This window comes from Psychrobacillus sp. Z3-81, assembly GCF_056620325.1.
Map to the genome: position 1 here is coordinate 245,673 of NZ_JBWQPU010000002.1, position 19,512 is coordinate 265,184.

A 19,512-nucleotide genomic window follows, 5' to 3' on the forward strand; every position below is an offset into this window, starting at 1 on the left:
CCGTTGCCGAACGCTAACGCGTACCGATGCAATGTCTCATCTGACTCCCTTTCTCCCTCAGGAGTCGCCGCCTTCCGCTCCCATCAACAGTATATGTAAGTGTAAATTTATCATATTAAAAATCATATTCATAGATGGCAATAAAAAAAGAAATGAGCTCAGAATAGCATCTCTAAACTCATTTCTTTTTTTAATAGTTAATGTAAAACTTCAAAGGTTTGGACGTAGCATTCCTCTTCCTCGACCATTTTCTTCTCCTCTTTATACTCAAGTCCAAGCTGACTTAGTGCTTTTCTCCAAAATGTCACAGCTGGTTGATTTTTTGCAAGCTCCATTATGACATATTTGCCTTTATTTTCTTGAAAAATAAGAGTGAGCGCTTTCTTGCCAATGCCCTTTCTCCGGTAGTTCTTGAGAATAAAGAAATCATTTATACAAATATCGTGATCCTTTTTTAAGAACGGTCTTTTTAATAGTAAAAGAAACCCTACTAATTTCTCCCTATCTTTTATTAAGTAGGGCTCGATTCCTTCATTTGTCCATAACATATCAATAGAATCATATACATAGGAGCCATCTGAAGAAACTTCTATTTCCTCTGTATACTCGGAGAGATCATGTAAATAAAGAGAGTACATGTTCTCTAGAGTCTTTTTTTCCATTAACTGGACTTTTTCTATTTTCAGTTCCAATTTAGCACCTCTTTATTTTTGTAAGGGGCAAAGCAAGCTGCTTCGCCCTCTATATTATTTTTACGTACCGCAATAGGTTTGGTATGGAATCGCAGATGGTGCTGGCGGAGAGGTTAATTCTCCATAATCCTTGGTATAATCGTATGGATTTTTTAGCGCCTCTAGTAGCTTATGCATGACGGAATAATCTCCTTTATCAACCGCCGCTTCTAGCGCTTCCTCCACTCGGTGATTACGAGGGATTATCGCTGGATTATGCTGCTCCATTAGTTCACGCACTTCTTCTTGTGTTTGTCCTTGGCTGTCCAACCTTTTCTTCCAGCGATCATACCAGTCAATAAAGGCTTGGTATCTGAATAGATTTGTTTCATTTTTATTATCTAACGTTAATGCTCGGAATGTATTGGTATAGTCCGCGTCGTTTTGATGCATAAGCTTGAGCAATTCGTTTATAAGCTCCTCGTCGGATTCCTCTTCCTGAAACAGACCCAATTTAGCTCGCATACCTGCCAGCCAATGTTTCTTGAACAGCTTTGGAAACTGTTCAATCTTTTCTTGTGCCAGGCGAACAGCTTCCTCTTGATTATCTGAAATGAGTGCTAAAAGGCTCTCTGCGAATCTTGCTATATTCCAGGCTGCCATTCTTGGCTGGTTCCCATAAGCATACCTTCCTTGCGTGTCGATTGAGCTATAAACAGTTGCAGGATCGAACTCATTCATAAACGCACACGGTCCATAATCGATTGTTTCTCCACTGATGGTCATATTGTCTGTGTTCATGACACCATGGATAAATCCTACTAGCTGCCACTTGGCTAGTAACTCGGCTTGTTTTTTAAGAACCTCTTCTAATAAAGCTAAATATTTATCAGGAGCAAATTTTAGAGCAGGATAGTGCCGATCTATTGCATAGTCTGCTAAAGCTTTCAGGTCCTCCTGCTCGCCCCATGTTGCTGCAAATTGAAAGGTTCCAACACGAAGATGACTAGCTGCGATTCTTGTCATAATGGCACCAGGCAATGCTGTCTCTCTGTAGACGGTTTCCCCAGTTGTCACTACCGCTAGACTTCTAGTCGTTGGAATCTTTAATCCAGCCATTGCCTCACTAATAATATATTCCCGAAGCATTGGACCAAGCGCAGCTCGTCCATCTCCGCCACGAGAATATGGTGTTCTTCCAGCTCCCTTTAACTGAATGTCATATCTTTTCCCATCAGGAGTTACTTGCTCTCCAAGCAGGATTGCCCGGCCATCCCCTAGCATGGTGAATCCTCCAAATTGATGGCCTGCATAGGCTTGCGCTAATGGGAGGCCTCCTTCAATCGGTTCATTGCCAGCAAGGATTTCTATACCTTCAGAACTCTTCAGCATCTCTATATTTAAACCAAGTGCCTCTGCTAACGATTCGTTTATAATTTGGAGCTTTGGTGAGCGCACTGGGTTTAATTCCATCTCCGAATAAAAGATAGGTGGGAGCTCACTGTATGTGTTTGTTAACTTCCAGTCTTTGTTGTTTTTCATCTTCTCGCTCCTTTCAAACTTTTTCTATCTCTATCTTACTTTGTTTCTCCTTTGCTATCCATGATTATCCACTCTGCAGCAGCTCGTAAATCTGGAAAAACAGCATCGGCAAGCGAATCGCTTTTTCCTAGGAAAACACCCTTCGTACCTGCTCTCTTCCCTGCCATAATATCCGTGTCCGTATCTCCGACCATATAGGATTTAGCTAAATCTATCTGATATCGTTCGGCTAAGTCTTCAATTAATTTACTATTAGGCTTTCTACAAGCACAGCCAGCCTTTGGTTTATGTGGACAATATACAGCTTCATCAATGACAGCCCCTTCTTTTTTCAACTCACTAATCATGTACTGATGAATTTTTTGAAGCTGCTCCTCCCTCATATAACCTAATCCTATACCACCTTGGTTCGTAACGACAAACACATGGTCAAAATGAGCATTTAGCATCTTAATTGCTACTGCTACGCCAGGCAAGAAGTACAGCTGCTTCGGATGATTTACAAATTTGACTCTCTTTGTCAGCACCTCATTAATAACTCCATCTCTGTCCAAAAATACTGCTGTTTTCATGGTTGTACACCTCTTTTTGATCGATGTAGTTACGTTACCCATCTATTTAAAAAGTCATGTACCAAATAAAAAAACCGATAATTTCTTATCGGTCTAAACTCTATTTATTATTAATTTCTTTAATTGTTGCTAGCGCTTCTTCTACACTACTTACCCCGTAGATATTCATTTGAAAATTATATACCTTCTTAATTTTCAATGCCTCTTCTCTATTCTCTTCTGGGAGTATAATATTGTCGATTTCACTAATTGCCGCAGTGAACACCTTTTCCCTAATCATCCCCACTTCTTTCACTTTTCCTTTTTTAGTAACTGCTCCAGTAATGGCGATCTTTTCATCATTTCTTATTTTATTTTCATAGACTAGCTGTGACACTACTAGCATGAGGCCAGCACTATTTCCTTTGTAATTAGCTCTTTTTAAAAATCGCTGAATTGCAGGATGGTTCACTTCTCCTAAGTAAGCGTTAATATGATTAGTCATCATCTCAAAATCCTCTGCACAAATGGTAAGCAGCTGACAATATGCTCTGTTTTTAGCTGTATAAATCTCTAAAGGAGATTGTTTGATTTCTTCTTCTGGAAAATAAGGAAATGTATTCAGCCTTTCCTTCTCTACGTTTTTCCTCGGGACCGTTCCCACTGGCAAGCTGAATATGTTAGTTCCCGCAATTATTTCTTCCGGCTCTACGTAATATGCAACTTCATCTGCCACCATCAAAAAAACACCCTCATAAAGTAATAGGACAAGAATAGCGATTAACGGAAGGAAGAGAGATCGTTTTTGAAAATATTTCTTATTTCTAAGCATTATCAGTAAGTGGCATACCATCAATAATAGGATTGCCGCCACTAGTATATCGCTATTGATATATCCAAATAAATAGGAGAGTAGACAATAAAAATATAAGAAAATGCACAGGAATAGCGGTAGAATTTCATATTTTTTCTTGCCTGTTAATATATTGTTCCTCTCCTTTTCCCCTAATATGTCCTTACCGGTACAATTAATTGAAGCAACCGATCATCCTCCAGAGAATGAATGACAAATGGTCGCATACTACCGGTAAATTGTATTTTTATCGGCTGATCTCCAAATGCCTTTAGTCCATCCATCATATATTTAGCGCTAAAAGAAATGGTGATATCTTCTCCAGCCAGTGTAGACGCAGGAACCTCTTCCTCTACATGTCCTACCTCAGGTGAATGAGATGATATTTCAATAGACCCTTCACCTATAGCTTTCAAACGAACAATATTATTTCTTTCTTCTCTCGCCATTAAGGATGCACGATCAATCGCTTGAAAAAGATGCTTCCCATCAACCTCAAGTGAGGTTTGAAATTCATGTGGGATTAGTCTAGATGTGTCTGGATAATTTCCCTCTAATAAACGAGAAATAAATACAATTTGAGGAGTTTTAAACATTACCTGCTGTTGATTAAAGGTGATCCACACTAACTCCTCCGTATCCTCTATCATTTTATGTAACTCATTTAGAACCTTTCCAGGAATCACTAGATTATATTCTGTCTCATGAACACTACTTAAGGATATCTTTGTTCTTGCAAGCCGATGACTATCTGTTGCCGTGCAATTTAGCTCATTCTGTTGAAGGCTCCACTTTACTCCTGTTAATACAGGTCTAGTCTCTGAAGTCGACACTGCAAATACAGTTTCTCGTATGATTTTACGAAGGTCGTGTCCCTTAATTGAAAATAATTCTGTATCTTCCGGTTCTCCGATAAGAGGATACTCACTTGGATCCATACCATTCAAATGAAAATCTGACTTTCCAGCACGAATGTTGGTTTGATAATTAGCACCGACCGTAATCGTTACATCATTCGAAGGTAGCTTCCGTATAATTTCATAAAACATCCTAGCAGGAACGACAATAGAACCTTCTTCTACTACTCTGATTACCTGGTCTCCGTTCTTTTCAGCTTTAATGAAGGATTGGATAGTCTTATCTGAATCACTTCCCGTCAACAGCAGTCCTTTCCTATTCAACTCCATTTTTATTCCTGTCAGTATTGGAAATGTCGTCTTCGAGCTAACCGCTCTCATCACGTTATGTAGTGCCTCTACTAAATGATCGCGCATAATATCCAATCTCATATGTATGTCCCCCTAGTCACTTTTATAAGTCTTTCGTACACAAAAACCTTTCGATTCCTGGATATTTTTCGCCTAAACTGGTGATAGTAAATCCGCAATTTTTATAAAAACCCACTGCATCCTTATCTGTTTCCGCTTTTATTCTTGCAGGCTTGCGTTGCTGACTTATTTGTCGAATCATTTCCCTACCGGTTCCTGTTCCTCTATATTCTAAAGCAACGGCAATATGGAGAATTTCTATTTCTCCCAATGCCAATTCTCTTATTCCGATACACCCTGCCCATCCATTCCTCTTTTTTATTCCAAACAGCAGTCTTTCTTGTTCTGTCTGATAACGCTTTATTTCGTTTTGAGCATCACTTGCCGCATATGCCAGTAATTCTTCTAGCGATCTATCTATTTCATTCTTTTTTATTTCCTTCATAGCTTCCCTCCCCTTTATTAATTCGCCTAAATTTGGTAAATTCCTTTCTAATAAAAGAAGCCAACTATCTTTACTAGTCAGCTTCCGTTACTTCTTATGTCCTCCAAGCAATCCTGCCCTATTGATTGCTGTGCCGGCATCTGTATAAGAAACGGCTCGCAGAATCGCAGTTGGACCGTATTTATTTCTTAAATAATCCATCGTCTTTCCAAGCTTGTGCTCCTTCCACTTTCTCTCCTCAAAAAAGCTAAGCTGAACGGAGCTCTCGGGCTCTAAGTTTGTAATAGAAATAGCCAGCCTACGAACCGGACGATGATCATAAAATTCATCGAAAATCTTCTCGCATACTCGATAGATTTTCATTGTCGCATTCGTCGGCTCTTCTATAGAACGAGAACGGTTAAATCCTCCTCCAAACGCATTTTTACTATAGCCGACCGATAGATGAATCGTTCTTCCAGCCATATTTGCCTCGCGCGCACGCTTGGCTACGTCCTCACACATCTCCAAAATAACCGCCATTACCTCCTTCTTTGTACGATAGTCGCGGTATAGGACTTGCCCTTTTCCATAGCTAATTTGCCCGTCTACAATCGGCGCACCGAGCTCTGACAAATCAATTCCCCACGCATGGTGATAAAGCTGGTTTCCCATCACCCCAAATTTATCCTCCAAAATGGAAAGCGGCGTCTTTGCCAGCTGTCCCACATTGAAAATCCCCATATTATTTAACGTTTTCTCCAGTCTAGAGCCAATCCCCCACATCTCACTTAAAGGTGAAACTGGCCATAGTTTTTTCGGCACATCCTCGTAAGTCCACTTCGCAAATCCTGTTTTTTTGGCTTCTAGGTCGAGAGCAAGCTTTGCCATCAGCATATTGGGTCCCATTCCCACTGCGCAGGGAAGCTGAAATTGATAATGCAGCCCATCCTGTATATGCTTGACAGTTTTCTCTACTGGTCCCCAGAGCTTTTCAGTTCCTCCTAAGTCAACAAAACATTCATCCACGCTATACACGTGTATGTCCTCCATCGGCACAAACTGATTTAAATAACGCGTAATCTCCATGGACATCCGAACAAAGAATTCCATTTTCGGCTCAATTAAATGAATAGATGGATCGTTTGGAATCTCAAAAAGGCGTGTACCGGTTTTGACACCAAATTTCTTTTTCATAGGTGGCGATGCAGCCAGGACGACACTTCCCTTTTGCTCGAGGTTCCCAATGACCGCTATCGGAGTAGTCATCACATCTAATCCCCTGTCTGCTGCCACACAGCTCGCAAAAAAGCTTCGCATATCAATACAGATAATTTTTCGACTTTCCAATCCTTCATACATCCTCATAACCTCCATAGAACATCTGTTCTTATATTATACCCAAAACATTTGTTCTTATTCAATGGATATTTCAGGGGGAAAGATGACTGTTTTCCAATCTGTGGGAAAATAAAGATAAGCGGTGACCAAATCACCAGTAGGCGTTTCTAACATATTGACAATCGCAAGTAAATTGGCAAAGAGTGCAAGTAAGCAGCTCGTTATCGCAAGTAACTCTTTTGGAAACGCAAGTATTCATTCCACGACCGCAAGTAAGTTTCGTAAAATCGCAAGTGTTTCCTTTTTATTGGTAATGCATTTGAATGTGAGTAGAGCTCCCAAACTTTATTTTCCAATATAATCCGTTTTGCAACTAATTTAGCGATAAGTGCAACTAAATCCGTAGTCACTACGAGTAAATTTGTTGACAAACGCAACTAAATTAACCGAGAGCGCAACTAAAGGAAACGACAGCGCAAGTAAGCACTCCCAATTCGCAAGTAAATCCACAGCAACCGCACGTATTTCCTTTTCACTGGAAATATCACTTAACGGTGAGCCAATCTCTCGGACTCATGTTCCAGTTTCAATGATAAAATAGCTAAAAGCTCACATCTGATACCACCAATCCCCCCTTAAAACAAGGCTGTTATAGGCTTTAAGGAGGCATAGATTATGTGGTTAGACGTTTATGAGGATTTTAGCGAATTAAGTAAATCGGAACAGTTAGCACTATTTGAAGCGATGAAACAAGACTTATTCCCAGAAGAACCAGATAAAATCAATAAACTTCTAAAAAGTATTCGTGAAGCACGATTTTCATCGGGATTAGGCTGTGTTCATTGTGGTAGTACATCTGTTAAACGAAACGGCAAATATCGTAGTCGCCAACGCTATCTGTGTAAGGATTGCAATAAGACGTTCAACGATATGACGAATACTCCATTCTCAGGCTCACGTTATCCTGAAAAATGGGTTAAATATATTGAACTTATGGTTGAAGGATATACGTTACCTAAAATTGCTGACAAACTTCAAATACACATTTCTACCGCATTTTATTGGAGACATAAAATCTTGTACGCATTAGGTAGTCTTGGTTTTAACCAATTACGAGGTATCGTTGAAAGTGACGAAACCTTCTTTCGTGAATCCTTAAAGGGGCATCGTCAAATAAACCATAGAAAACCAAAAAAGCGTGGAGAAAAAGACGAAAAAAGAGGGATTTCCAATCTTAAAATTGCCGTTGTAGTGGCGCAAGACCGTAATGGCAATATAATTGCTCGAAAAGCAGGCACAGGTCGTGTTAAAGCAGAGGAAATCGACAATGTGATAGGTGAGTATATCCACCAGTCTTCTTTGTTGTGTACAGATACAGCGACTAATTATAAGAAGTTTGCAAGAATCAAGGGGTTAAAACACGAAACGGTAAATGAACGACTAAAACAACGTGTGAAAAAAGGGATTTTTCATATTCAACACGTAAATAATTTTCATAATCGCTTAAAAGGCTGGATGGAACGCTTTAAAGGTGTAGGAACTCGTTATTTAGACAATTATCTATACTGGTTCCGTTGGCTTGAAATAGGGAAACATTTAGCATTTGATAAAAGAATAGAACAAATGCTTATTTCAGCGTGTCAAAAATCAAATTATACAACTGTGGAATTATTAAAAAGTGCATAATAAAAGACCTCGATATGAGGTCGATTTTATTATTTTCTAACAGTATCGTTTATGAAAAGCTCGTCTACTGTGGTATCCAGTACAGAGGCTATGTTAAAAGCTAATTGTAAAGTGGGGTCATATTTATCATTTTCAATCGCATTTATCGTTTGTCTTGTTACATTACAAAGTTTAGCCAGTTCTTCCTGAGATAGTCTTACCGATTTCCTTAATTCCCTAATACGATTTTTCATTTAACCGCCATATTTCTTCTTAGATAATAGTAACGAGATTAAATATATAACCGAAATCGTAACAAGAAAACTAAATGGATTCATACCTTCATAAGAACTGTCTGTCCAAGCTGTTAAATAAATAGATTCGATAATTTCTAACAACAAGACACCGATTACAACTGTAAACACGTATGATTGTGCTTTCATTTTAATGTAATTCGTCCTTTCATCACCTAATTTAGGTAATGAAACAAGAGTCGTCACAATTAAAATGAGACATATTGCTAAAATAATTAAAGATAAAATTATCCAATACATATTTCAATCCCCTCCTCATAAATGTAAAAAGTATTTTACATTTATTATTGTATCTTTCTTTTTTGAAATGTCAAATCATTTTTACATTTTGTTTATTTATTGATTATGACCAATAGCAACAATCTTTGAGAAAACAGCCTAAAACAAAAAGGTCTCGGAACTTAATCCGAAACCTTTTCCTTACTTCTTATCAACTTGTCCTCATCCTGTTTTGTCAACAGCTCCAACTTTTCCTTAAGCTGCTGTCTGTTCCACTCAACAGTCTGCTCAGAGACCATTAGCTGATTTCGTCGTTTTGGAATTTTCACTTGGCCATTCATTGCTCTTGTATAGCCTTCAATCATGCAAGCTACGGAAAGTATTAATAGAGCAAAGCAGATTGCTGGTGCCAATGCGAGCCATGGGACACCCTGCAGATAGCGGAAGGAAGCACCAAAAAGTCCCGCCCATTCGAAGGCAATGGACTTCGGTGGATCACCAAACATCGGGTCGTAGCTCACGTGTGTGCCACCAATATATAGCTGCAGGAGCCCTAAATGTGCAAATACAACAAGCGTTTCCACTACCTGTTGGCCGTATAGCACAAATAACTTTTCTCGCATCAATGGATACAAATGCTTTCGTATGATGCGGAAGCGACTAGCACCAAGCGTACGAGAAGCCAAAATAAATTCATTATGATAAAGCAGATTTGCCTCGTTGCCTATTAGAGCGGCAACAATAGGTACTGTGATAATTCCCATTAAAATAACTTGATAAAAAATACGCTCCCAAAGGGTCGTCGTAAAGCCGCCGGGCGGTTCCCAAAGTATTGGGAAAAGCATAAGATACGAAAAAATCGTCATCGGGATATAATGCAAAGGATCAATAAAGCTATTAATAAGCGAGCGTCTTCTCTGCCAATAAGTACCGATGGCATAACCAAGCGGTATTGCAAACAGCATTCGGACCGCTGCAACACCCATGGCGGAAAGAATGGTAACCTTTGCTCCAACCATGATTTTACTTAGCATCTCATATCCATCCTGATCTGTACCTAAAGGATGCTTAAGGCTTGGGGAAAGAGGTGCGGCCTCTAGTAAAATCCCATTTTCATCGTAGAGAAAGAATGTTTGCTTCGGATCGGGACCAAAAACCCATTCGTATACAAAGCTGCCTACTAGAAAAAAGCTAAATATGAAAAAACCAAACACAAAATAAGGCTGTCTCCAGATAGATTTCATTCTAACGCACCTCCCTTACTCACTTTTCGAAGGAAGTACCATTCCCCAACACTATACATGATAAAAACCGGGAAGAAGAAGCTGATTACGGTAATTAAAAAGAGCTCGCCGGATAGACTGGAGCCTAGATGAAACATAATTCCTGGCATATTAAACATTCTTTCTAGAATAAATAAGTTGGAAAGCATAAACCACATAGTCTTCTTTGATTGAAAAAATACGCTGATAATGGCATTCCGAAAAATATGTCCAATTAGGATAGCAAGCTTACCATAGCCCAATGACCTAGCAAGCTCCACATACATTTTGCGTTCTTCGGCCTCGAAGGTCAGCATACTCAAGCGATAAAGCTGAACCATCGGTAGAATCATTAAGCAAAATACAGGCAGAGCATATAGCTTTTCTCCTCCAGTAACTGCAATAGATAGCGAAATACCGGTGTTCTTATAAAGAAAAATAATAGCCAGTTGCACAAGCATAATGACCAAAATATCAGGTATAGCCTCTAAAAAGAAGAACAAAGACTTAATACGCTGACGAGTTTTTTCGGAAAAAAGCATGGTAAGTATAGTGAAAATCAAAGCAAAAACAACAGCTGCCAATAGAGATAGAAACAAAATCTCTAAAGAGTAAAATATATATTCCCGTATGTGTGTACCGAGATGGAGCGATAAAAAATCAGAAAGTGGGAAAATCCCTGTAATTTGTTCTATGTATTCCTTCCCTAAAAATTCTCTATTTTGAAAGCCTGCTATAAGAGTTGGTAAACCACTGATTAATAAAACACCAATAAGAGCGACCAACAGCTGAAGCATCCATCCTAAAAACTTATTCATGGTCCTTCCTCCTGCTATTGTCAAAACAAGATGCATGTGTTAACAAAATATATTGAATGAACGGCTTTTCATTCTAAAAAATTTAACTTGTAGGGGGTTTCTAGCTCTGATAATTTACTTTCTATCTTTGAATGCACCTCTGAGGTAACATAGCCACTTTGGTTTAACCTCCAGCTAGACCCATCCTTGAAATAAAACATAAAATAACGGTCATTCCTATGCTCCTTATAAAGATAATAATCTACCTTTTCTACGTCTTCCCATGCATATACCTGCTTTTCAAAGGAAAAAGGAGACTTAATTGTTATTGCGCCAGGCATGATCTTTTCATACGAGGAGGAAGCTCCGAACAATAAAACAACACATACCACTATTAGTATTCCAGCAAAAAGTACAGATTTTTTATTGATATCCTTTAACCAAAGGATAATGAATGCACCAGTCAAAAGGATAAAACCAATTGTAAAAAGAATGTAATTTACTGAAGGTGCTTGTATGAGCCAATATCCCCTCTCATAAAATAGGGTTTGAGCGATAAATAATGGCCCAATAATAATGATAAGCGGAGATAATAATAGCGTACAAACGCTAATCGCCAAAAACATATGACGGTTTTCTATAATACCTTCCATTGGTAAAACTCCTTTCATTGAATTTCCTATCTATTTGGATAATTATAACATCTTTCCGTGCTGTGTAAATATTTAATTTGGTTAAACTTTACTACTGTCTATTAATAAACTTACACAACCTATTTTAAATAGACCGAAAAATGTATATTTATTAAATTTTTAAAGAATTCTTTTTATTACTCTGCTACAATTAAAAAAAATGTATTTTCCCATAGAGGAGTAAGACGATGGTCGAGGAACTAAAGAGACGATTATTAGAAAATAGTAAATACTTGCTAGAGGAAGAATTACTAATAATTGCAGAAGCCATTCAATTTGCAGACATGGCACATAGGGGGCAAAAGCGAGCTACCGGAGAGCCCTATATCATTCATCCTCTGGAAGTATGCTACATCCTTACGGAATTTCAAGCAGATTCTGTTTCTTTAATATGTGCCTTACTTCACGATGTAGTTGAGGACACAGCCATTCCCTTGCTTACTATTCAAGAAAAATTCGGCAAAGAAGTAGCATTCATTGTGGAAGGACTTACAAAGCTAGAAAAAGGCGAATTACAGAAAGAAGAATATAGTGCCGCTAACATGGAAAAGTTGCTCACCTCCGCAATTCTAGACATACGAATTGCCGCAGTAAAATTAGCAGACCGGCTACATAATATGCGAACCCTTGAAGTAAAAAATACGGAAAAGAAAATACCTTATGCCAATGAAACACTCCTATATTTTTCCCCCTTGGCAGAAAAGGTTGGCTTATTCAAGCTTCAAGAAGAGCTCGAGGAATTAGGTTTTCGTTACTTAAACGAATCGAGATATACACACTTCTACCAATTGATGCTCGAACATTCTTCCAACTATCAAGAAATGTTTGAATCATTTACAAGAAGCTTAATTCAAAAAGATCTACAAAAGCTTGTTCAACAGATTGAGTGGAGATGTACACCGATTTATAAGGCATACAATCTGTTAAGTGAGGATGGAAATTGGGAGAATTTATTTACAATCTATATTTCAACCAAGTCCAGCAAGGATTGTTATACGAGCCTAGGGATAGTTCATTCTATATTTGAGCCAATTTCAGATCATTTCAAGGATAGTATTGCGATTAATATTCACCCATATATGAAATATTTGAAGACGAAGGTGAAACTGGGAGAAAGAGTCATCAACGTCACGATTCAGGATGAAACCACGGCCATCTTTAGAGAAAGTGGCCTTTTTGAGAAAATCAAGCAAGTGGATGTCCCTGCTCTAAGCAGTGCCTTATTAGGGAATACGATTCGCACCGTCCAATCAGTAGCAGATAATTCCATCGCCTTTTGTGATTTAGTATCCTTTGAAATGTTTCAGAAGGAGATTATTGTCTTTACACCTAAAATGGATGTGATTAGGCTCCCTAAAAACTCGAATATTATTGATTTTGCATATGCGCTAAATCCTGAGCTTGCCAATAAGCTGGTGTTTGCGAAGGTGAACGGAGTAGCAAAATCTGTACAGAGTCAGCTACAGGAATTAGATATTGTGGACTTATACGTGAAAGAGAAAATTACGGTAAACGCCAAATGGCTTCATTATGTGCAGACCTCTAAAGCAATCAAAGAAATAGGAGATGCCGTAAGTAATGAAAAAGGCCTGTCGAACGATTAAAAGGTGTGACCACTCAAACAGCTGGTCACACCTTTTTTATTAATCTAACATTGATTTCACGAATGCTTGAAACTTTTCGGGTTCCTCGTCATAAGGAAAATGGTTGCTTTCCTCAAATTTAGTGAATCTAGAGTTTGGTAGTAATGCTGCTATTTCAGCCCCATATTTAAAAGGGCACTGGGCATCATGTCTACCTGCATACACATATGCAGGTAGATGAACAGCTTTCAATTCCTCACGCAGGTCAAATTCAGGAAACTCGACTCTTCGAAAATATTCTAGTCTTGCCCCAACTGTTTTACCGCTATTCGGCGTTTCTAAGCTCTTTTTCAGCTTCTCCTCTGATTGAAAGGACATTAATGCCCATTCATATCCGAGCTTCTGTCTTTCCTCCTGCGAAGTATCCGGGTCACTTAAAAGGTTCATAATCTCTTTCACACGTGCTGATTTCGGGTTTAGGTCATTGTAGATGCTCGTCACATCATAGCCATATTCCCTACTGGCGGCAGCTCCACCTAAGATAATTTTTGTCAAACCAGCCGGAGCTTCAATAGCATACTTTAATCCAAGCATTCCACCAGCAGAGTGACCTGCGAATGCCCATCGATCAAAGCCTAACGTTTCCCGAATAGCCTCTAAGTCGAGTACCGCCTCACTCATGCTATATTGCTTTTCTTCCACAACGTTTACAGATTCCCCTGCTCCACGCAGGTTAATCAGAAAAACTTGATAATTCTCTATAAATTGATTGGCAAAATGATTGCCTCGCTCATCGAACGCACTATAGAGATGAGTAACAGCTAATGGCGTCCCTGCACCATTTATAAAAACCTCAAAGGCTCCTCTTTGTGTTTGAACAAATTGCTTTTCCCACATACACGACACCCTCTCCACTTTTACCTTCTTCTAGTAGTTCTCTCTATACTTGCAAATACCCTTTCTAGATAGAGAAAAAACGCCTGGGACAAAACAATAGAACAGCACTTGCAATTTTATATTATGGATGAAATCGTAAGTGCTTCTTTATTGTTAAAACGTGAGGTTCTCCACTGCGTCGGACGCTTGGAGTGGAGGTCAACAGGATGTTGGTCAGGAAAACGTTGTCACACGATGTGACGTTTTTAGTTTTCCTTCCTTCTCTCACTCGGTGCTCCTGTCGCTTCGCTTTCGTCGCAAAAGTTATTTGCTGTTCCCACAGGAGTCGCCGACGCTGTTCCGAACCATCAGTGCTAACTTCTAATGAATAACTCTTAATCAGAATCCTGTAAAAATAATGTGCAACAAATCAAGAAATGGTTTTGTACTATTCTCTTTCATGTAAGAATCCACTTTTGTCCCAACCTCTTCGCTATTCCTCAATTAAAAGCAGTCTGTCGGTACCCTCCAATTGATATAGGTACTCAGAAACACCTTCTAGATCTTCAAATTTCACACTAATCGTAGATTCGCCAATACCAAGGCTTGTAGTGATTTCCTCAAATCGAAAAGCGTTAACAAATGGCTCATTGACAAAGGCAATGTTAAATCGACCATCTTCATATCGAAGAATACTTACTTGATTGTCACCAAGTATAAATAATTCATAGATTCCATCATTATTTACATCATTTACAAGAGGGACTTCCTCCACTGTTTCCACCTGGTAGACATCGTCTGTATCATTCCAAAACACAAGCAACCAATTAGATGGTCCCCCAACGGTTACAGTCCATTGAAGATTATCAAAGTATTCACTTTCAAATAAAATCTTCACGTCTTCCATGTGACTATAAATCTCTCCTAAGCTATACACTTTCTCCTCTTTTTCTATGAAGACATCGATGCTACCTTGGCCGCTTTCCACTAACTTTAGAGTGGACTGGTCTGGAAGCTTCTCCGTCATCAGGATGTCCTCTTCTTTGATTGCAGGATTGGTGCTTTCAATAACCTGTGGTGAATAGTCTTTATAGGTTAACTGAACCTCTGAAGGAGCAATCATTTTATCAAACACATGCCATTCCTCGGTAGGTTTTTCATAGATTTCTACTTGAACTCCATCCAGCGTATCAAGCCAAATAGAATGGATATATTCGCTTGTGTGTTCCTTTGTTTGATGCACTAGCTTCACCGTGAAACCAGGTTTCCCCCTACTAGGGATGATTGATTCAATCCGTAAGCTTTGAAAATCGACTTGTTCATATCTCTCCAATAGTGTGCTAAGAGATTTGTCCTCTCCAAAGAAAACAGATTGAAGCAATTCCGTATCAGCTTCTTGAAGTCCAATCAGGTAATCTCTAAACACTTGTGCAGCTTTCTCAGATTCCGTTCTTTCGCCAACTATTTTTGCAAGTTCTTCTATATGCGGATATTCATCCTTCGAAGGAGAAGCTTGTTCTATGGAAGGTTGAAACAATTGATAGTAAGCAAAACCTCCAGCAAGTAAGAAAAGCATGACAAGGACAGGGACTAATCTATTCACCGTCTTTTTGGGCTTCCTCTGCTTTTTTCTAGCTTGAACAAAGCGTTTTGTCAATTCATCATCCAGCCACTGTTCTTCCCCTATCATCTGATTAATCCCTCTTTTAAATGGAGAATTTTTCATGCAAATCGCCCCCCTGCTCCATCAGATATTTCTTTAGTAGTTGTCGCCCTCTACGGAGTCTTGTTTTAACCGTGTTTCCAGAGCAATCTAGCAGTTTTGCAATTTCCTCTATCGAAAAATCCTTATAGTAATAGAGCACGATAATTTCCCTATATTTAATCGAAAGCTGCAAAACAGCCTTCCCCAATATAAGCTCGTCATTCCGGGTCTGCGCTATTTCTTGAACCGAATGATTGCTTTTTAACACTTGTTGAATAAAGGAAGATACTTGAGTATTTTTATAAGACCAGCTTCTAAAATAATCATGACACTTATTAATGGTTATCCGATATAAATACGTTTTATAGCTAGCATCTCCCCTAAAATCCTTTCTTTTCTCAAATGCCTTGATGAATACTTCTTGAACAACGTCCTCTGCAAGCGTCCGATCTTTCAGGTATGTATAAGCCAGCCGCAGCAGCTCTTCTCCATAAGCTCGAACTACTTCCTCGAACTGTAAATCATCCTCTTTCCCTTTCACATCATCACCTCTTTAAAATCGATAGTTAGACGGAGCTCTCATTAAAAAGGTTTCATATAAATTCCAAGTTTTCATTTATCTGCACAATAAAAAGAGCATATGAAAAGCACTCACGATTTTTTCGTTTGATCATAATCGTAAGTGCTTGCTTAAATATTCAACTGGCTGGATCGGCGGCTCTACCCTGTTCGATATATCTAGGGCTATGTTAATCTCTTGTATAATTCCATAATTTATCATTTAGTTCACTAATAGGTTTGTTTATAGAAACTCTTTCTTGGACATCCTCTTTCCAAATATAGAAGTCGGTTAATCCCCCTTTGATCGGATAGAGAGTATCAACTAAAGTCTTTATCCTGTTTTGTTTTATTTGGTCATCAGAATTGGAATTAATTACATTCAATATATCTTCTAGTTGATCTATTTGGAAGGTAATCTGTCCGTTATTATACCTTCTTAATATTGTTAGTAAATCTATCACGGTGCTCTCAATATTTTTTATTTTATTATCCATAAAATCAACTCCAACTATTTTAATGAAGATTTTACTATTGTTATTAATCGTTCAACTTCATCTTTTAAATAGAGGTACCGACGAGCAAGACTTAGCACCAAATAGTTTTGATAAAAATTTCTTTCTACCAATAGAAAAGAAAAATGTTACTTATTGTAATTCACGAACCAATTATTCCAATTTTACGTTATAAAGTAAAGGAGGAGAAATCATGCACCCATTACTTAATACAATTGGTTTTTTTAGTTTAATATTTACACTTATCGTATTTTTCATTTTCATTTTTAAACTAGTCATTTATTTTGTTAAACGAAAAGACTTTCCACGAAAGACCTTAGCGTCGACTTTAATAGGAGTGCTATTATTTTTCAGTATCTTCATATACATTCAGTACTTTTTTTCATTTGATGACATCAATAGAAAACATATGCAAGAAGGTCCTGAAATTTCTTCCCCGACAGGAAAATATACTGCAAATGCTTATTATGAACCCTATGGAGGGGCTGCTGGTGGTGTAAATGTATGGATTGAAGTAATAAACAATGCTAAGAATACAACTAAAATCATCTATTATGCAGATGCAAAGAATTATTTTCATATGAGTTGGGTTGATGATGAATCTCTATCTATTAGCAATACAGATGAATGGGCTAATTCTAATAAGAACGTCTTGTTAAAAGTAAAAAGTGAAATTTATCACGAAAACGGCTTGGCTTGTCAAAGTTTGTTGATGAAAAACGATTACGAACAGTGTTACCGATCTGAATACAAATGAATAAAACAGGCCTAATACTAAAAAAGAAACGTCAGTGAGAAACGTTACTTTCATCTGCTATTCAGCTGCTTTAAAGTTATAAAGTGGTTTAAGAATTGACGATATTTCTATCGTATCTTTTGTGTTTTCAATAATTTCTTCCATTGTTTTATAAGCAAACGGAGATTCATCTAATGTCTCCTGTTTAACGCTAGTGGAATAAACACCCTTCATCGTTTCTGTGAAATCTTCCAAGGAAAGAGTTTGTTTGGCTTTCGATCGAGAAAGAATACGTCCTGCTCCATGAGGTGCCGAATGATTCCAATCATCGTTTCCTTTTCCTTTTGCTAAGATCGAGCCGTCCCTCATATTGATTGGAATCAGTACTTCTTCTCCTGCTCTAGCAGAAATGGCTCCTTTTCGCAAAATCATATGGTCTAAGTCAATGTAGTTGTGAATTGTATCAATTCGTCCAACCTCTTGAAAGTCCATTGCTTCCATTATTACTTGAATCATGGCAGCTCTATTCCACTTGGCAAAGTTCTGCGCTATCTTTAAGTCATTTAGATATTCATCCATTAAATTGCCCTCAAGATAAGCTAATTCGTCTGGAACTATTGGCTTAGTTGTTTTAAATGACTTGATCGCTTCCTGGATTTCTCTGTGTCTTCCTTCTGTTTTTAATTGTTCAATCACTTTTTCCAAGCCGTCTGGATCATTCTTCAAATAATGAATGGCCCTGTTTTGATGATAAGTAGCAACCTTCACCCCTAGATGACGAGAGCCTGAATGGACTACTAAGAAAAGACGCCCATCCTCACTTGTATTCATTTCAAGAAAATGGTTGCCTCCTCCTAAACTTCCTACGGAAAGAACCGCTCTATTTTCAGAAAAAGGAGCAGTCACTTTCTCTAATTCGATATTCTTTGCAAATGCATGCGCTTTTCCTCTTATCGATTGTCCAGCAGGGACAAGCGCTCGTATCGCGTCATCTAGTTTTTGAAAATCAACCTTTTGCTTTCGGACTTCCACACATAGCATCCCGCAGCCAATATCGACTCCCACTAGATTTGGTACTACTTTATCCGTGATTTTCATTGTGGTACCTATGACTGCTCCCTTTCCTGCATGGGTATCCGGCATAATGCGTATGTTCGCCCCTTCTGCAAAGGGTTGATTTAAAAAATTGGTAATCTGTCCAACCGTTAACTCATCAATGTTTTCCGTGAACACTTTTGCTTGATCATATTTTCCATTTAATATAATCTCCCCCACGTACATCCCTCCTTAGATTGTAGACTCCATTAATAGCAGCTCCATTAACTCTTGAACAGATTGTATCTCTTTATCTGGCTTACTAGTAAATTCAGCAGCATGATATTCAGGAAGCCATTGAACTCCTACCGTAAACACACCTGCCTCCTTACCTGCAAGAATATCTGCATCGCTATCTCCTAAAAATATTGTCTCTTCCTTAGAAACTCCTAGAAGCTCCATGGCACGTTGAAGACCTTCCGGATGTGGCTTTGGTTTTTGTACATCATCCCCGGTTATCTTCACATCAAAGAAATGCTTCATATTTAGAGCAGCTAACGATATTTCCAAGCTTCTACTCGCCTTCCCTGTAAATATCCCCAATTGATATCCGGCAGCCTTCAAATCAGCTAACATTTGGAGCATCTCTTGATTAGACGGTACCGCTGCTTCGTGATTCTCTGTGTAATGAAAATAGAAGTCCTCAATGGCTTCCTCTACAGACGAATGCAACAAGTTCGCCTGAATAATACCTACCTCAGACGGACCAAACGTGGCTTTAATATCCTCTTTTGTTAGCTCTCGCTGGTCATATTTTTTAAAAACCTGTTGAAAAGAATGAAAACAAACCGGCAATGTATTTGCAAGTGTTCCATCAAAATCAAAAATGATTGCTTTCACTTGAC

Annotated in this window: 21 protein-coding genes; 3 read left to right on the plus strand and 18 right to left on the minus strand. The window is 38.5% G+C overall.

Annotation, left to right across the window (positions count from 1 at the left end):
* Positions 1-197 precede the first annotated feature (197 nt).
* The 7 genes from AC1ECF_RS03420 to AC1ECF_RS03450 form a co-directional block, all read right to left on the minus strand.
* Positions 198-692: a GNAT family N-acetyltransferase gene (locus AC1ECF_RS03420; RefSeq protein WP_480387989.1), complete on the minus strand. Its 495-nt coding sequence runs from the start codon at positions 690-692 to the stop codon at positions 198-200.
* A 60-nt stretch (positions 693-752) separates the two neighbouring features.
* Positions 753-2,213: a protein adenylyltransferase SelO gene (locus tag AC1ECF_RS03425; protein ID WP_480387990.1), complete on the minus strand. Its 1,461-nt coding sequence runs from the start codon at positions 2,211-2,213 to the stop codon at positions 753-755.
* Positions 2,214-2,248: 35 nt separating this feature from the next.
* Positions 2,249-2,785, minus strand: coding sequence for a D-glycero-alpha-D-manno-heptose-1,7-bisphosphate 7-phosphatase (locus AC1ECF_RS03430; protein WP_480387991.1), 537 nt, complete (start codon positions 2,783-2,785; stop codon positions 2,249-2,251).
* A 100-nt stretch (positions 2,786-2,885) separates the two neighbouring features.
* Positions 2,886-3,503: a S16 family serine protease gene (locus AC1ECF_RS03435; protein WP_480387992.1), complete on the minus strand. Its 618-nt coding sequence runs from the start codon at positions 3,501-3,503 to the stop codon at positions 2,886-2,888.
* A gap of 266 nt (positions 3,504-3,769) precedes the next feature.
* Complete coding sequence (dnaN, locus tag AC1ECF_RS03440) at positions 3,770-4,906, minus strand: DNA polymerase III subunit beta (RefSeq protein ID WP_480387993.1); 1,137 nt, start codon at positions 4,904-4,906, stop codon at positions 3,770-3,772.
* A 22-nt stretch (positions 4,907-4,928) separates the two neighbouring features.
* Positions 4,929-5,330, minus strand: a complete 402-nt coding sequence (locus tag AC1ECF_RS03445; protein WP_480387994.1) for a GNAT family N-acetyltransferase — start codon at positions 5,328-5,330, stop codon at positions 4,929-4,931.
* A gap of 87 nt (positions 5,331-5,417) precedes the next feature.
* Positions 5,418-6,671 (minus strand): Y-family DNA polymerase, encoded by a 1,254-nt coding sequence (locus AC1ECF_RS03450; RefSeq protein ID WP_480387995.1) that lies wholly within the window; start codon positions 6,669-6,671, stop codon positions 5,418-5,420.
* Between the two features lie 654 nt (positions 6,672-7,325).
* On the opposite strand from AC1ECF_RS03450, the gene AC1ECF_RS03455 reads away from it, so the two are divergent.
* The gene (locus tag AC1ECF_RS03455; RefSeq protein ID WP_480387996.1) at positions 7,326-8,336 is read left to right on the plus strand and encodes an IS1595 family transposase; all 1,011 of its coding nucleotides are present in this window, start codon (positions 7,326-7,328) and stop codon (positions 8,334-8,336) included.
* A 29-nt stretch (positions 8,337-8,365) separates the two neighbouring features.
* On the opposite strand, the gene AC1ECF_RS03460 is transcribed toward AC1ECF_RS03455, so the two are convergent.
* The 5 genes from AC1ECF_RS03460 to AC1ECF_RS03480 form a co-directional block, all read right to left on the minus strand.
* Positions 8,366-8,569, minus strand: coding sequence for a helix-turn-helix transcriptional regulator (locus tag AC1ECF_RS03460; protein ID WP_480387997.1), 204 nt, complete (start codon positions 8,567-8,569; stop codon positions 8,366-8,368).
* A complete protein-coding gene (locus AC1ECF_RS03465) occupies positions 8,570-8,758 on the minus strand; it encodes a hypothetical protein (protein ID WP_480387998.1) in 189 nt (62 codons plus the stop codon).
* 272 nt (positions 8,759-9,030) lie between these two features.
* Positions 9,031-10,092 (minus strand): ABC transporter permease, encoded by a 1,062-nt coding sequence (locus AC1ECF_RS03470; protein ID WP_480387999.1) that lies wholly within the window; start codon positions 10,090-10,092, stop codon positions 9,031-9,033.
* Complete coding sequence (locus tag AC1ECF_RS03475; RefSeq protein ID WP_480388000.1) at positions 10,089-10,928, minus strand: ABC transporter permease subunit; 840 nt, start codon at positions 10,926-10,928, stop codon at positions 10,089-10,091. Before AC1ECF_RS03475 ends, AC1ECF_RS03470 begins: the two co-directional genes overlap by 4 nt.
* 68 nt (positions 10,929-10,996) lie before the next feature.
* Positions 10,997-11,560: a hypothetical protein gene (locus tag AC1ECF_RS03480; protein WP_480388001.1), complete on the minus strand. Its 564-nt coding sequence runs from the start codon at positions 11,558-11,560 to the stop codon at positions 10,997-10,999.
* Positions 11,561-11,787: 227 nt separating this feature from the next.
* Between AC1ECF_RS03480 and AC1ECF_RS03485 the strand changes: the two genes are divergently transcribed.
* The gene (locus AC1ECF_RS03485) at positions 11,788-13,203 is read left to right on the plus strand and encodes an HD domain-containing protein (RefSeq protein WP_480388002.1); all 1,416 of its coding nucleotides are present in this window, start codon (positions 11,788-11,790) and stop codon (positions 13,201-13,203) included.
* Positions 13,204-13,242: 39 nt separating this feature from the next.
* Here AC1ECF_RS03485 and AC1ECF_RS03490 read toward each other — a convergent pair whose 3' ends face one another.
* The 4 genes from AC1ECF_RS03490 to AC1ECF_RS03505 form a co-directional block, all read right to left on the minus strand.
* A complete protein-coding gene (locus AC1ECF_RS03490; protein ID WP_480388003.1) occupies positions 13,243-14,079 on the minus strand; it encodes an alpha/beta fold hydrolase in 837 nt (278 codons plus the stop codon).
* 472 nt (positions 14,080-14,551) lie between these two features.
* Positions 14,552-15,784, minus strand: a complete 1,233-nt coding sequence (locus AC1ECF_RS03495; RefSeq protein WP_480388004.1) for an FG-GAP repeat domain-containing protein — start codon at positions 15,782-15,784, stop codon at positions 14,552-14,554.
* A complete protein-coding gene (locus AC1ECF_RS03500; protein WP_480388005.1) occupies positions 15,765-16,304 on the minus strand; it encodes a sigma-70 family RNA polymerase sigma factor in 540 nt (179 codons plus the stop codon). Before AC1ECF_RS03500 ends, AC1ECF_RS03495 begins: the two co-directional genes overlap by 20 nt.
* Before the next feature lie 208 nt (positions 16,305-16,512).
* The gene (locus AC1ECF_RS03505) at positions 16,513-16,818 is read right to left on the minus strand and encodes a hypothetical protein (protein ID WP_480388006.1); all 306 of its coding nucleotides are present in this window, start codon (positions 16,816-16,818) and stop codon (positions 16,513-16,515) included.
* Between the two features lie 211 nt (positions 16,819-17,029).
* Here AC1ECF_RS03505 and AC1ECF_RS03510 point away from each other — a divergent pair, with 211 nt between their 5' ends.
* Positions 17,030-17,593 (plus strand): DUF5412 family protein, encoded by a 564-nt coding sequence (locus AC1ECF_RS03510; RefSeq protein WP_480388007.1) that lies wholly within the window; start codon positions 17,030-17,032, stop codon positions 17,591-17,593.
* A gap of 57 nt (positions 17,594-17,650) precedes the next feature.
* Here the strand turns inward: AC1ECF_RS03510 and AC1ECF_RS03515 are convergent, their stop codons facing one another.
* Together AC1ECF_RS03515 and AC1ECF_RS03520 are read right to left on the minus strand one after the other, a co-directional pair.
* A complete protein-coding gene (locus tag AC1ECF_RS03515) occupies positions 17,651-18,847 on the minus strand; it encodes an RtcB family protein (RefSeq protein WP_480388008.1) in 1,197 nt (398 codons plus the stop codon).
* Between the two features lie 12 nt (positions 18,848-18,859).
* On the minus strand, positions 18,860-19,507 hold the full coding sequence (locus AC1ECF_RS03520; RefSeq protein WP_480388009.1) for an HAD family hydrolase: 648 nt from the start codon (positions 19,505-19,507) through the stop codon (positions 18,860-18,862).
* Between the last annotated feature and the right edge of the window lie 5 nt (positions 19,508-19,512).